The sequence below is a fragment of the Shewanella oncorhynchi genome, assembly GCF_030848765.1.
Lineage (GTDB): Bacteria > Pseudomonadota > Gammaproteobacteria > Enterobacterales > Shewanellaceae > Shewanella > Shewanella oncorhynchi.
Map to the genome: position 1 here is coordinate 1,399,448 of NZ_CP132914.1, position 13,913 is coordinate 1,413,360.

The 13,913-nt window shown below is 38.2% G+C and carries 12 protein-coding genes and 2 tRNA genes; 13 read left to right on the forward strand and 1 reads right to left on the reverse strand.

Features of this window, described 5'->3' with window-relative positions:
* Positions 1-84 precede the first annotated feature (84 nt).
* The 11 genes from RA178_RS06315 to RA178_RS06365 all read left to right on the forward strand — a co-directional run bounded on the left by RA178_RS06315 (position 85) and on the right by RA178_RS06365 (position 12,380).
* Positions 85-660, forward strand: a complete 576-nt coding sequence (locus RA178_RS06315) for a hypothetical protein (protein WP_306684961.1) — start codon at positions 85-87, stop codon at positions 658-660.
* Positions 660-1,187 carry a hypothetical protein gene (locus tag RA178_RS06320; RefSeq protein ID WP_306684962.1) on the forward strand — a complete coding sequence of 176 codons (528 nt, stop codon included), beginning with the start codon at positions 660-662 and terminating at the stop codon, positions 1,185-1,187. The genes RA178_RS06315 and RA178_RS06320 overlap by 1 nt, the downstream gene beginning before the upstream one ends.
* Positions 1,175-1,543: a hypothetical protein gene (locus tag RA178_RS06325; RefSeq protein WP_306684963.1), complete on the forward strand. Its 369-nt coding sequence runs from the start codon at positions 1,175-1,177 to the stop codon at positions 1,541-1,543. Before RA178_RS06320 ends, RA178_RS06325 begins: the two co-directional genes overlap by 13 nt.
* Positions 1,536-5,267: a YhgE/Pip domain-containing protein gene (locus RA178_RS06330; RefSeq protein ID WP_306684964.1), complete on the forward strand. Its 3,732-nt coding sequence runs from the start codon at positions 1,536-1,538 to the stop codon at positions 5,265-5,267. The genes RA178_RS06325 and RA178_RS06330 overlap by 8 nt, the downstream gene beginning before the upstream one ends.
* A 45-nt stretch (positions 5,268-5,312) precedes the next feature.
* The gene (locus RA178_RS06335; RefSeq protein ID WP_306684965.1) at positions 5,313-5,699 is read left to right on the forward strand and encodes a hypothetical protein; all 387 of its coding nucleotides are present in this window, start codon (positions 5,313-5,315) and stop codon (positions 5,697-5,699) included.
* Positions 5,699-6,316, forward strand: a complete 618-nt coding sequence (locus RA178_RS06340; RefSeq protein WP_306684966.1) for a hypothetical protein — start codon at positions 5,699-5,701, stop codon at positions 6,314-6,316. The genes RA178_RS06335 and RA178_RS06340 overlap by 1 nt, the downstream gene beginning before the upstream one ends.
* Positions 6,317-6,351: 35 nt before the next feature.
* Entirely contained in the window at positions 6,352-6,729 is a 378-nt protein-coding gene (locus tag RA178_RS06345; protein ID WP_306684967.1) for a hypothetical protein, read from the forward strand.
* Between the two features lies 1 nt (position 6,730).
* Positions 6,731-11,332: a tail fiber domain-containing protein gene (locus RA178_RS06350; protein ID WP_306684968.1), complete on the forward strand. Its 4,602-nt coding sequence runs from the start codon at positions 6,731-6,733 to the stop codon at positions 11,330-11,332.
* Complete coding sequence (locus RA178_RS06355; RefSeq protein WP_306684969.1) at positions 11,316-11,879, forward strand: hypothetical protein; 564 nt, start codon at positions 11,316-11,318, stop codon at positions 11,877-11,879. Before RA178_RS06350 ends, RA178_RS06355 begins: the two co-directional genes overlap by 17 nt.
* Positions 11,880-11,947: 68 nt before the next feature.
* A complete protein-coding gene (locus RA178_RS06360) occupies positions 11,948-12,130 on the forward strand; it encodes a hypothetical protein (RefSeq protein WP_306684970.1) in 183 nt (60 codons plus the stop codon).
* On the forward strand, positions 12,111-12,380 hold the full coding sequence (locus RA178_RS06365) for a hypothetical protein (RefSeq protein WP_306684971.1): 270 nt from the start codon (positions 12,111-12,113) through the stop codon (positions 12,378-12,380). The genes RA178_RS06360 and RA178_RS06365 overlap by 20 nt, the downstream gene beginning before the upstream one ends.
* Positions 12,381-12,432: 52 nt before the next feature.
* On the opposite strand, the gene RA178_RS06370 is transcribed toward RA178_RS06365, so the two are convergent.
* On the reverse strand, positions 12,433-13,521 hold the full coding sequence (locus RA178_RS06370) for a tyrosine-type recombinase/integrase (protein ID WP_306684972.1): 1,089 nt from the start codon (positions 13,519-13,521) through the stop codon (positions 12,433-12,435).
* A gap of 108 nt (positions 13,522-13,629) precedes the next feature.
* Here RA178_RS06370 and RA178_RS06375 point away from each other — a divergent pair.
* Both RA178_RS06375 and RA178_RS06380 read left to right on the forward strand, forming a co-directional pair.
* Positions 13,630-13,721, forward strand: a tRNA-Ser gene (locus tag RA178_RS06375).
* Between the two features lie 101 nt (positions 13,722-13,822).
* Positions 13,823-13,899 (forward strand) — tRNA-Arg (locus tag RA178_RS06380).
* The last annotated feature ends 14 nt before the right edge of the window (positions 13,900-13,913 follow it).

Genomic DNA, 13,913 nt, shown 5'->3' on the forward strand with positions numbered 1-13,913 from the left:
GTTCTAATCTTACCTACCTATTGGTATTACTTTTCTATTTAAACTCAATACAGGCGCTCCTAGGCGCTCTCAGGAGACTATTTTATGATTACTTTAAAAGACACAGACTACATCTTATCTGATGTAAGTGTTAAACAAATTACACCTAATTTTTATACTGAATCCGTTAACTACATTGGTAATTCTAAATCACGTGGATTACACCGTTTAGAAATGGAGTTCACTGTCACGTTAGAAAACTCTATTGATGTAAAACGCTTCAATGCTTTTATGCTTAAAGTTCGTGGTAGATTAAACCCTTTCCAATTAGTTCTATCACCAGAAGAATACTACAATCCTTTATACACACCTATTAAAACTTGCAAGTTAGTTAACCGTGTAGACATTGGAAACAATACTATTACCCTTACTGGTTTCTCTGGTGTCATACCTGCTGGTTCTATGTTCCAGTTCCCCAACGATACTAAAATCTACACAGTGTTAGATGATGTACGTTCTAATAGTTCTGTAGAAATCTTTCCCGCTTGTAGGTTTACACAACCTGAGAATGGAAATCTTAATTTCAACCCTTCTCCTATGCTTCGTTTAGTTGAAGATTCTTTCAAAGTTAAATACGAGAAAGCTACTGAATACAAACTATCTACAATGGAGGTGATCTAATGAGTGGTTTCTTTTGTTCTACTATAGAGATTGACCTTACTACTATCACAGGTGAGCACTTACGCTTAACAGATGCCCCTTACGATATAACACTTAATGGTCATTTATACCGTGCTTTTGGTTCCCTTCTAGCAATCGACAAGATTACAACCGAGAACACATTAGCAAGTAAAGAACTAACAGTTACTTTAACTGGTATCGCTGTAGATTTCCAAGAAAGTGTTAATAACAACATGTTCCGTAGAAAGTCTATCATCATCCGTAAATGCTTTGTTCCTGAAGGTGGTAATGAAATCACTGATAATAAAATCTATTACCGTGGTTATACAAGTACCCCTGAAACTGATGTTAACTACACAGAAGGCTACATGGCTTTAAAGGTTAGTTGTAAGTCTGTATTCGATCTAGACCAATCACCCGACCTTATGAGAAGCAACAACGCTACACATCAAGCTTACCACAATGGTGATACCTTCTTCAAATACGCTAACGTAGAAATGAAGGACGACATTCTATGGAAGAAGTAATAAGTAAATACAAAGATAAGAAGCTTGAATACGGGTTTCTAGATTGTCATTTACTTGTTCTTGATTTCATTAAATACGACACAACCAACCTAATAGGTAAATACAGTGATTATAAGACAGGGGCTAAGTTAGCCCTTGCTCTTACTGGTTGCCGTTCTTTAGTAGAGTTCTTGGAAAGTAGGGGTTATCAAAAGGTAAACCCTTACCTAGTTTCTGATGGTTGTATTGTTATGAGTGGTGTTTCTTGTTCTATCTATTGGGACGGTAAGTTATTTGGTATTTGGGATGATGTATTTCAATTTAGGAGGGTTAAACCTTCAGAACTTAAAGATTTAGGAGTGTATGAGTATGGCTAGTTTTTCAGCAGTAGCCGCTTGGGCTTCTGTTATTTCCTCAGTTGTATCTTTAGCAATTTCGCTAACAATGGATACAAAAGGTAAACAGAAAGATAGTGGTAATAACATTGATCGTAAGGGTTCAGATAACCCTAAGATTGTACCTTTTGGTAAATGCGTAGTTCCTGCTGTTCGGGTGTGGAACAACGTTAATAATAATAATTCAAAATACCTTGCTCAAAGTTATTCTTTGGGTGTAGGTCAGTTAAAAGACATTAAAGAAGTTTTCATTGATGGTGTCCCTTGTTTTGATGGTGATCATCTAGGTTTTGATGTTTGGTATACACCGAACAAGGAAGTAGGGGAAGAGGGTTCCACCTCTTACCACTTTAAAGAGTTCCCTAATCTTGCTATGGGTTTCCGTGCTGGTAAGAACACTGAACAACCTTGGAAACATTTGATTGAAAATGGTGATGGTGAGTACACCGACACTAGCCGTGGTGATCGTACAGGTTCTATTGGAATGTTGATTGAACGTAGATTACCAGAAGGTAAAGATAATGATGTTCGTATCATGTCTGACAACATTCGTGTTGAAGCTTTGATTGAAGGCAATCCTGTTATTGATTTCCGTTATGATACAACGTTAGAAGGTATCACTGATAACACAAAACGCACTTGGGTTAATGGTAATAGTGCTTCCTTCCGTAATCCTTCTTGTGTTGTTTTCACTTATCTTGTTGATGGTTACTATGGTGTTGGTATCCCTGTAGATGCTATTGATTTAGATTCATTCATCGAACTAGCAAACTATTGTGAGCAAAGCAATTTATCGTTTGATGGTTACGTAGATCAAAACCAAGATTTCGGTCAAATCCTTTTAGACATGGTTACAAGTTTTGATGGTGTTTTATTCGTTGAAGATGGTTTGATTAAAGTTAGACCTGATAGAGCTTCATTCCCTGTTTGCCACATTACAGAAGATGATCTAGTAGGTTCTTTCAAGTTATCTAATGCTAATGATAGCAATTACTACAACGTTATTAACGCTGAGTTCGTCAACATTGATAGTAATTATTCTGGTGATAAATACGTTCTACCTTCTAATATTTATGAAGATGAACAAATCAAGATTGATGGTTTTGAGAAAAGTAAAACTTTCAAATATCCTTATACTTGTGATGATTCTAACCACACTATCATTAAAATCTTAGCTAACAAAGCACTTAAACAGGCAAGGTTCCAAAAGACTATTGAATTTGATTTAGATAACTCTAAACAAGAAGTTCAGATTAACGATGTGATTGAAGTTTCTAATGATGCTTACAAATTAGATAGAATCAAATTCCGAGTGAATAAGATTGCTACCACTTTGGATGATAAAACTATGGTCTCCAAAATCACAGCAACTGAGTATAGTGATACTGTTTATGATGAAACTAGCTACGAAGATGGTATTACTTCTGGCAAACCTTCTACACCTTCTGTGATAGTTCCAACACCTGCAAACCTAACCTTTGAACAACAAGGGTTTGGTAAAACTGGTAAGGGTGTTCTGTCGTGGACTACACGTTATAACCGTGAATGTAGAACCATTGTTGAATGTAAACTTAGCTCTGCCTCTGCTTGGAAACGTTTAGGGGAAGTTAAAGCTGATTCTTATGATTTAGATGGTTTACGTTCTGATGCTTATGATTTCCGAGTGTTAACTGTTTCTTACCTTGGTAGCACTTCAGAGTGGGTTGTATTAAGCAATGTTCAAGTGGTTGGTGCTAACGCATTACCTCCTGTGAATAATCTAACAGCGAGTTTTACAGGCCGTGATTGCTTGGTTAATTGGTCTTATGATAAATCTCTAGAACTGGAAGTTGATACTGTTGGTGATTTATTTTCACACTATGAAGTAGCTGTTTATAAAGGTGGTGTTTACTCTGAAACAGTAGCCACTTCTAACCCCTCTCTAAACTATACGTTTGAAGATAACATTAAGACGGGTGTCAATCGTAATCTAAGATTTGATGTTAAGGTTGTGTCTATTCATAACCTAGGCTCTTCTGTTGTATCTGTTATTGCTACAAACTCACAAATCACACAACCTAGTGGTGTTGTTGTTAGTGGTAAACTTGTCCAACTTACTGTTAAGTGGGATGATCCTGCTGAATCTGTTTCTGATTATTCAGGTACTGAAATCCACATTTCAAGCAATGGTAATTTTACACCTAACTCTAACACACTGATTGCTATCTCTAAATCTCCTGTTGTTCAAATTACTGAGGATTATAAAACTACTCACTATGTACGTGTAGGTCATTATGACCTGTTTGGTCGTGATGGTATTAGTTATTCAAGCCCTGTTGCTTTTGATACTTTGGACATTGATGATCTATTGACTGATTCACCTGCTTGGGGCAGTGTTAATGTAAATTTAGAGCAGTTGGATAAAGTAGTAGCTCAGTTAGATAGAGATGTAATCCAGATTGATAAGGACATAGATAAAGCTGAAGCTGACATTAGAACTAACGCTACTAAGATTAATCAACTGAATACTACAGTAGGTTCTCAAGGTGCTTTGATTAGTTCTAACGCTGAAGCAATTGAATCTACTAATGGCAATCTTGCTACTTATAAAACACAAGTTGCTTCTGAGTTCCAAGGTGTTAAGACAAACATTTCTACAAACACTTCAGCAATCTCTACAACTGATAAAGCTTTAACAGCTTACAAAACTGAAGTTACTGGTAAGTTTGCTGATTCTGAATCTAAGATTACTACTGCACAGAATACAGCTAATACAGCTAATAGCGCCCTTGCTTCTTATAAAACAGAAGTTGCTAACTCTTTCAAGGACTCTAATAGCAAAATCACCACAGCCCAAAATACAGCTAATACAGCGAACCAAGCAGTAGCAGCTTTAGATAGTAAGTTAACTGCTGAACTCAACACAGCCAAAGCAGGGATTAGTTCTAACCAAACTGCTATAGCAAATACTAACAGTGCTTTAGCTTCTTATAAAACAGAAGTTGCCAGTGCTTTTAAGGATGCCAATAGTAAGATAACTACTGCCCAAAACACTGCTAATACAGCCACAAGTTCTATAGCTTCTTTAGATACTCGCTTATCTGCTGAAATCGGTGGGGTGAAAGGTTCTATTAGTTCTACCAATTCTGTAGTAGCTGGTGTTGATGGTAAAGTAAACGCACTGAATCAAACAATGATAGAAGTGAATGGTAAAACCTCTGGTTTGATTATGGGCAATAACGGGGTTACGTCTACCACTGATGTTATTGCTGATAGGTTCCGTGTTAGTTCTGCTGCTGGTTCACAAGCTGTATTTGAAGTGAATAGTGCTTCTGGTGAAGTTCTGATGAAGAATGCTCTAATCAAGAACCTAACAGCTACTAACATTTCTGCTGGTGCTATTACTGGTTCCCACATTGCTTCTAACACAAAAGTTATTGCTGGTTCTGGAACTAAATCCGCTACGTTAGATGGTGCTGATCCTACTTGGGGTTTATACGCTGGTCATTCGGACGGTAATCACGCTCCTTTCAGAGTATCAAAGTCAGGTCAAGCTTTTATGACTAACGCTGAGATAAGCGGGAAGATTACTGCTTCAAGTGGTTCTATTGGTTCTGTTCAAATTGGTTCAAGTGGTAGTTTACAAACAGGTGTATTCATCGAAGGTGATACTATCATTGTTAAAGAGAACGGAGCTATCCGAGTAAAGATTGGGAGATTACATTAACAAAATAAACAAGTGCCTCGTTAAGGGGCGCTAAGGATTCTTTTTATGTCAAGATACGGTATTAGTGCTTGGACACCTTTTGGTCAAGAGGTTATTCAAGAAGCACAACCAACAACAATTATTAAAGCAGTTCATTTAAAAGGTAATCCTCGTAATGTAGGAAACCAAACAAACCCACCTTGGAAAGTTACTATTACCTTGCCTGAACACAACAAAGAAAACATGTCTTATTTCTTCACTACAAAAGACATGAACGTTTATGATGAAGTTTTAGATTTAGGTGGCTATCAAGGTAAGACAGTTGTTTCAGTGGAAGTTGCCCCTGATGGTTTAAGTGCTGTTGTGACTATGGACTTACCTTATAACGTTATAGGCACAGGTACAAGTGCTGGTGATGATGTTTACCTATCAGTATACGGGAGGCGTGGCTAATGTCTTTCGGTATTGAATTTTTAAACAAAGATAACATAAGCTTCTTAGGTGTCTCTGAACAAAGTTTCCTTTACTGGGGAAGGATAATTCAGAAATCAGGAAGTGAACCTACCTTTAGACCTTTCGGATTACCTTATTCAATAGACTTCCTAGTGTATTCACACGATGATGGTAATCAACTGTTTGAGTATGTTTTTGTAAGAGCTAAGAACGTCCCTTGTCCTACTTATGGTGCTGCAACTTATAACCTTCAAGGTGAAATAAATTGGCACAGTGGTTCTTATCCTATGTGTGTTGCTGGTGTTTCTACTGTTATCGTTAAAATTAGAGCAACCAATAAGGCTACACCTGTTAATGGAAAGGTTGCCTACCTAACAGATCTTTATGGTACTTGGGCTGAAAAAATGGGTGGTGATAAGTGGGATTGGTATGAGTGTAAAACTGTAGCTAATCAAGTAAACACTACCCAAACACAACTCAGTTGTATAAACCCCAGAATAGGTAGGGAAGATTCCCCGCCTGCTGGTTTCTTTCATGGTGGTGGTATTCAAAACATACCTTACATCGACTGTACCAAATACGACACACTTCCTAACCTCCCTAATTGGGTTGGTTAATTCTATTTTTCTATTACTATTTTTAAGGAGTAGCTATGTCTATTCAAAGAGCAACTTATAACATTGAAATTTACCGTGGTGATACTCCAAAGTTTAGCTACCAATTGATTTCAGTAGATCAAGAAACAGGTGAAGAAGTCCCTGTTGACATTACACGACACATTTTAACAGGTCAAGTAAGACGTAATTCTGAAACTGATACTGTTTGGTATGAGTTTCCACTTGTTAAAAGTGATCCTACACAAGGTAAGTTCTATTGGCAAATCACTAAAGCTGATTCTGAAAACCTATTACCTACCAATTCAAAAGAAAGCGACAACGCAGTTTATGACATTCAAATTGAGTTTGAAGAGAACGTATTCACCTTTGTAAAAGGTTCATTCAAAATCACTCGTGACATTACTAGGAGATAACATGCTAAGAATAAGAACTCCCAACCCTAAACCAGTACAACCTAAAACAGCAAAAGTAATCAAAGTTCTTATCAACAAAGAGGTTGTTATTGACGACAAGATTACCAATACTGGTTTTGAGGGTGATGTTTATACAATGGACAATGAAGGTAAAGCTTCTAAATCACTGAAAGTTTTAATTAAGAAAGAAGTTCCATTAGATGAATCTTTCTCAACAACAGAAATGCAAGCTTCTAGCCAAACAGTAGCGGTACTACCTAACGTCAACATTGGTGATTCTATTGCTGAACATTTACATAGTCAAATGGAAGGTGTTTTAGACCAAGTTAAGGAAGTTGAAGAAACAATCCTTGAAAGTGCTTCTAAGGTTGAAGCTAGTGTAGAAGAAGTTAAAGTAATTGCTAATGATGTAGAGAAAGCACGTATTGAAGTTGCTACTAATAAAAATTTAGTTGCTGCTGATAAAGTTATTGTTGAGTCTACACGTTTAGAAGTTTCTGATAAAGCTAAAACTGTTGAACAAGCTAGGAAAGAAGTTGAGCTTAACCGGGATTTAGTTGCTAGTGATAAAACCCTTGTACAAGCTAATAAAAATGATGTAGTTGCTAAACATTCAGAAGTGGTTTCTAAACACACAGAGGTTGTTTCTAAGCATGTTGACGTTGTTAACAAACACTCTGATGTGGTTGTAAAGCATAGTGAGGTTTCTTCTAATGCTACTAATGTTGCTGCTAACTTAAATACCACTTTATCTTATAAACAACATGCAGAAGCTTCTGCTAAAACTGCTGGTGAACATAAAGATGTTGCTATCGCTCAAGCCAACATCGCTACAACAAAAGCTAACCAAGCCTCGTCTAGTGCTGGTTCAGCCTCTAATGCACAATCCAGTGCTTTAGCTAGTGCTTTACAAGCTGAGGAGTTTGCTAGACGTGCTGAAAGTGCTACTGCTGCTTTATCTGGTGCTTTGCTTGAAGCTGGTAATGTTGATTTAAGTTCTGGCCAAGCTCCTAAACCTTTAACTGATGTTAATGGCAATAAACGTGCTTGCTTCTGGAAAGTTACTGTAGCTGGTGTTGTTGGTGGTGTAGATTACGGGGTAGGTGATTCTATTGTTTACTCTGCTGAAACAAACTCTTACTACAAAATTGACAACACTGAATCTGTAACCTCAGTGAATGGTAAGAGTGGTGTTATTACATTAAACGCTAATGATGTTGGCGCTTATACTAAAGTTGAAACAGACGCTAAGGATAATTTAAAACTGCCTCTTACAGGTGGGGCTATTACTGGTGATTTAAAAGTTGGTTCTTCTAAGTTTTACGTTGAAGGTGTTAATGTTGTTGGTGCTAGTCCTACTGTCACTCGATTTGGTGATGGTGATTTCAAAAGAGAGTTGAACCTCAACGCTGTAGGTGAGAAGATTTTTGTCCAATCTACAGAAGGTCAACGTAAGAGAGTTTATCACGAAGGTTTTAAACCAACTGCTGCTGAGGTTGGTGCTTACACTAAAGCTGAAGTTGATGCTAAAGATAACCTAAAGTTTGATAAAACAGGTGGTACACTGTCAAACCCTAGTAATACTATTTTAAACTTAGCTATTACTGACCAAAGCACACAACCTGATAGTAATCCACGTATTAACTTTACAAGAGGTGATTCACAGGATGTCAGAATCAGGTTTAACTCTCATGATTCCGAAAGAGTACCGTTTGGTTTGGTTATTGAAAGAGGTACAGTAAACACTTCAACATCTCTTAAATCTTATTTACAAGTCGAAGGTGAGATTTATGCAGATGGTAATTCTAGAGTCTACCACACTGGTAATAAACCTACTTCTGCTGATGTTGGGGCTTTGCCTCTTACTGGAGGTACTTTAACTGGTGATGTAGTTTACAAAAGAACAAGAATAGAAGGTAGTAACATTGTCTACCGTGATACTGCACCTTCTTGTGCTAGTGGTTTAATCTTCAAAGGTTCTGATTCAGATAATCCTATTGTTGGTTTTGGTTCTCACTGGGATGGTTCTAAAAAGGCTATAACTAAAGCTTTTGTTGTTGGTTCTGGTTCTGCTTGGTACAACGGTGATCTCTTAAGCCTCAGTGCTTCTGGTGAGTTGGCTACTAAAACTCAGGGTGTAATCTATGGGACTTCTAAAAAACCTACTCCTGCTGAGATTGGAGCTGCTGCTTCTGTTGATGTGTGGCATAAAAATTCTACCTACTCTAAAATCGAAGCAGATGGTTTATTAAACGGAAAGCTATCCACTTCTGGTGGTACGTTAACTAATGCATTAACCATTAAAAGCAACAACAACTCTTTCATGGGTATGAACATTGAGAATGCTGGTTCTGGTTGGTGTTACTTACAACTTAAATCAGGTGGTTCAGTTTCTCACATTGCACATAATAGTACTGCTGTTGAAGGTGCTGCTGCTGATAGTCTTCATCTACGTCCTAAAGGTGTTGCTGCTGGTTCTTTAGCGTTACAACACAATAGTACAATGATGCACCAGACTACTCATGGTTGGCTTAAAATGGGATCTTTAAACGCTACTCATGCTCATTTCCAAACTGATAGACCTTCTTATCATTTTGACAAGGAAGTTAAAGTCCAAGGGGAAATTTATGCAGGTGGTAATTACAATCAACGTGTTTACCATCAAGGTTTTAAACCTACACCTGCTGAGATTGGGACAGTGCCTATCAGTGGGGATCAAACCGCTCAGAATGGTTTCTTAAACTTTATTGCCACTAACTACGCCCTTGGTAATTGTATGTACAGGGACATTGACTTTGCCTCTGGAAACAACAGTGTAACTGTTTACAACAATACAGGTGGTTCTGGTGTTACACATAATTGGGAAACTAATTCATTAGCCCCTAACGTGTCTAAAAAGGTTATTAAGATAGTGCATACACCTTCTGCTGGCACATCCCCGGGGTTTGGTGGATTTATCACTAATATGTCCTCTGCTGCTAACAAAATCTTTGTTCAAGTCTTTGTTGCAAAATTAGATTCAGGAAGGGAGTGGGTTACTGCTGAGAATTCTATGGGTGTTAACAGTAAAACCTATTGGGCTACTTCTAACAAAGGCACTGGTAAATGGGAACGTTATGTTCGTGTAACTATGTGTGGTGACAGTGGTTCATTCAGCGGAGGTGGTCATACTTACGTCTCAGGGGGTAGTTCTTCTACTTTCACTACGTATTTGGCTGAAGCTACTGTTTACGACATTACTAATATTGCTGCCCCTTATAACAAGAACAACAAGCCCACTGCTGGTGAAATAGGTGCTGTCCCTATCTCTGGTGGGACTATGTCTGGTGCTTTATCTGTACCGACTGGTTTTATTGTTGGTGGTGCTAACGTTATTGGTGTTTCTGGAGGTCTTGCTCGTTTTGGGGATGCTGCTCATACGATGAACTTGAATGTTAAAGATGGTTTATTGCAAGTTAATAACAATGGAACCCACCAAAGAGTTTACCATCAAGGTTTCAAACCAACTGCTTCTGAGATTGGAGCTGCTAATTCTTCACACAGCCATGATGCTTTAGTAACTACCAGTATCACTGATTGGAACTCTAGAACAATTCCTAGCTGTTTTGTTCAATCATCTGGTGGTGCTAACGCCCCTGAAGGTGGTTGGGTGTGGGGTTTTAATATGCAACACGGGGATGGTTATGGATTACAAGTGGCAGGTGGTAATCGTACAAATAGATATTACATGCGAAGCAGAGATACAGCAGGAACTGGCCCGTGGCATGAACTTTATCATACTGGTAAGAAACCAACTGTTGCTGAGATTGGTGCTTTACCTATTAGTGGTGGTAACTCTTCTGGTGTAATTGGTGCTGCTGGTCTTGCTGTTACACAGACCAATGGTCAAGGGCAAGGTTTAGCTCTTTATGGTACGAACTCTGTTGATCCTGAATATGGTTTAATGTTTGCTCAAACTAATAAGTTTGGTGGACATGGTTATTTAAACGGTGATTGGGCTACTTACTTCAACATGACTGGTGCTAACACTCGTGGTTGGATCTTCCGTAATAAAGGGGTTGCTAACGTAGCTTCTATCAGTTCTGAAGGTTCTGCTTACTTTAACGCACAAGTTAGGTGTGGAGGTTGGTTCAGAACTACTGGTAATCAAGGTTGGTTCAACGAAACCTATTCTGGTGGTATACACATGGAAGACACTACTTGGGTTCGTGTTTACAACGGTAAGAAGTTTCACGTAGCTAATACAAGTTCTGATTCTATTCACACAACTGGTGGGGTTATGGCAGGTGGTGACGTTACTGCATTCTCTGATAGACGCGTTAAAGATAACATTAAGAACATTCCTGACGCACTTGCTAAAGTAATGAAGCTTAATGGTGTTACTTACACTCGTACTGATACTGCGGACAAAGAGAAACTTCATACTGGTGTTATTGCTCAAGAAGTAGAAGCTGTCTTGCCTGAAGCTGTTATTACAACTGAAAAGGGTGAGATCAAAGATTTCAAAGCAGTTGCTTATGGTAACTTAGTTGGTCTTTTGATTGAAGCTATTAAAGAGCAGCAAACACAGATAGAGGAGTTAAAGAATGGCATTACCAAGTAATACAACTATTACGGCAGGTATGATCAATTTAGAATTGAAGAGGGCTGAAAATGCCCCCTTTAACCTTAATGATCCTGAAGTCCGTAAGCTTGCAGGGAAACCTTCTGGTGCTATTTCATTCAGTGATTTTTGGGGTAAATCTTCTTATACACCTCCTAACGTGGTGATGAGAGATTCTATTGTAGAGATGGATGATCCTTGGGGTGGTTTCGATGTTAAACTTTACCTAACCAAGAACCACATAGCCATTTGGTCTTTAGGTGGTTTTGAATTGAAAGGCACAACTTGGTATTCTGGTGCTGCTCCAAGAGCAGGTGATTTTGAATACTGTATCGTTAGTAAGAACAGTGTTGTTTCTTCGACAATCCCTGCTGTAGGGGTTTGGACTACCTTGTCAGGTGATGCAATATTTAATGTAGAATACGCATCCAGTTACGGCACTGGTGTTATTAATGTTTCTATCAGGCAGAAAACTAACCACTCTAACGTAGATACTATTCAATTCTCTTGTAATGAAGATGTTCGCATTACAAAAGACAAAATTTAGGAAGTAAACGGACAAAAAGATAAACCCTTCTTCTTCATTCAATCAAACTAACGAATGGAGATTCATCTATGATTTTAAACATCTTAAAAACATCACTTATCAAAGTAGTTATGTCTTTCTTTGGTGAGAAGATTATTATCAAAGCTTGTTTTGGTTTACTTAAAACCTTAGCAGCTAAAACAACAAACACACTTGACGATCAGTTAGTAAAAGATGCGGAGGACAGCTACTATGGACATAAAGAAAGTTAGTCTTCCCAACATCTTTCTTATTGGTAGTTTTATTATTGCTTTGATTACTGGTTGGAATGAACTACAAGCACTTAAACCAGTGAATGAAAAGCTTAGAGTTGTTGAACTTCAAATCAAAACTTGTGAAAACAAAGTATCCAGTTTAGAGAAAGGAGAAGAACGATTCAATGAAACCCTTAAATCTATCAACACAACATTAATCGAACTTAATGGGACTGTTAGAGAGTTGAAAGGTATTGTAGGTAAATAAAGAAGAAAGCCCTTTTAGGAACTTAACCGTTCTTATGAGGGCTTTTTATTGATTATTGTAGTCTATACGTTGATTCTAAGGCACCTACAGCACATTCTAACGCATTTTTTAACTTACTTGGACTAACGCCCTTACTATACAATCCATACGTCATTGTATGTTTCCTATGGCCTACAATAGTTGCAGCTACACCTTCATTAATCTCTGCCTCTTCCATTGCTGTAATAAACATCACCCTTAACGAGTGGAAGCATAAACGCTTATCTTCTGAGATTAGTCTCAGTTTTAACCGTGAGAACCATAACGCTATGTTTCCACTTCTATTAGACGGGTAAGTAACTACCTCTTCAAATAAGAATTCATTCATAGAAGTTTCTTTCAATACTAACACTCTATTCAAAATACAATCGGGTATAGGGACTCTACGTATAGAAGCTTCTGTTTTACCTTTGCGAATGTTAAACATCCATACACCTTCAGAATCTTGATACACATCTTTAGTTAGGAGGTTAGCTATTTCGTTAATCCTCATTCCAGTGTATAAACCGATCTGTACAAACAAAAACCTTGTTTTATCTCTTTTCAACTCTTTGGTTAGTAAATTCCATTGTTCAGGTGTGAAGGGTAGTTTAGAAGCTACACCAAAACCCCTAGGCGCTACCGTATGCCCTTGAAATGGTGAGGCAGTATGAACGTAGCCTTTATCATAAGAATGGCACCAGATGCGATTTAGGCAGCTTGTAAGCGTCCTTATTGATTTTGGTTTTAACTTGGTTGATAGGTGTTTGAGGAAACCACTAACAACAGGTCTAGTTATTTCAGACAGATCAGGCGAACACCCCATGTAGCTTCTCAAATACTTAACAGCTCTGTTTGTTGCCCTTACTGAAGTGTTCCCCAAATACTCACCCATGTCTGTAAGGTACACACGGGAGGCTTTAAGAATTGTGTGTGATGATTTATCTTCTGGGTGTAATGTGGCTAAGAATTGGTCTCTTTGAGCTACAGCCTCTTTCAGTGAATCCGTTTTGAGAGATTTCATAATGTTGGTCTTACCAAGCACTGAAACCAGATCTTTAGGGACACGATAATTTAGGTAGTAAGTCCCATTACGTAACGTTAGATGTTTAGTTTTAGACATAATGTGTCCTCAATGTATGCGTGAATGTATGCACTGTTCAATAAATACGCGAATAAACACACAGGGATTGACTTCAGATTTTGGCGGTGTAGTATGCACCGCACTTACGGAGAGGTGGCCGAGTGGCCGAAGGCGCTCCCCTGCTAAGGGAGTATGGGCTTTATCTCCCATCGAGGGTTCGAATCCCTCCTTCTCCGCCATTCTATTCTTTTAGTCGAGAAGAATAGAATAAATTTGCGAGATAAAAGTGCTTATCCTAGACTCAATCTTAATTGAATCTTAGAAGTACAAAAACGAGTTTGCGCGTGTAGCTCAGCTGGATAGAGTACCTGGCTACGAACCAGGCGGTCGGAGGTTCGACTCCTTCCACGCGCACCATATAGATAAGCCCT

Coding starts and splice junctions, on each gene's coding strand:
- RA178_RS06335 (WP_306684965.1), top strand. CDS start 5,313: ATGTCAAGATACGGTATTAGTGCTTGGACACCTTTTGGTCAAGAGGTT.
- RA178_RS06350 (WP_306684968.1), top strand. CDS start 6,731: ATGCTAAGAATAAGAACTCCCAACCCTAAACCAGTACAACCTAAAACA.
- RA178_RS06315 (WP_306684961.1), top strand. CDS start 85: ATGATTACTTTAAAAGACACAGACTACATCTTATCTGATGTAAGTGTT.
- RA178_RS06345 (WP_306684967.1), top strand. CDS start 6,352: ATGTCTATTCAAAGAGCAACTTATAACATTGAAATTTACCGTGGTGAT.
- RA178_RS06355 (WP_306684969.1), top strand. CDS start 11,316: ATGGCATTACCAAGTAATACAACTATTACGGCAGGTATGATCAATTTA.
- RA178_RS06340 (WP_306684966.1), top strand. CDS start 5,699: ATGTCTTTCGGTATTGAATTTTTAAACAAAGATAACATAAGCTTCTTA.
- RA178_RS06330 (WP_306684964.1), top strand. CDS start 1,536: ATGGCTAGTTTTTCAGCAGTAGCCGCTTGGGCTTCTGTTATTTCCTCA.
- RA178_RS06320 (WP_306684962.1), top strand. CDS start 660: ATGAGTGGTTTCTTTTGTTCTACTATAGAGATTGACCTTACTACTATC.
- RA178_RS06360 (WP_306684970.1), top strand. CDS start 11,948: ATGATTTTAAACATCTTAAAAACATCACTTATCAAAGTAGTTATGTCT.
- RA178_RS06365 (WP_306684971.1), top strand. CDS start 12,111: ATGGACATAAAGAAAGTTAGTCTTCCCAACATCTTTCTTATTGGTAGT.
- RA178_RS06325 (WP_306684963.1), top strand. CDS start 1,175: ATGGAAGAAGTAATAAGTAAATACAAAGATAAGAAGCTTGAATACGGG.
- RA178_RS06370 (WP_306684972.1), bottom strand. CDS start 13,521: ATGTCTAAAACTAAACATCTAACGTTACGTAATGGGACTTACTACCTA.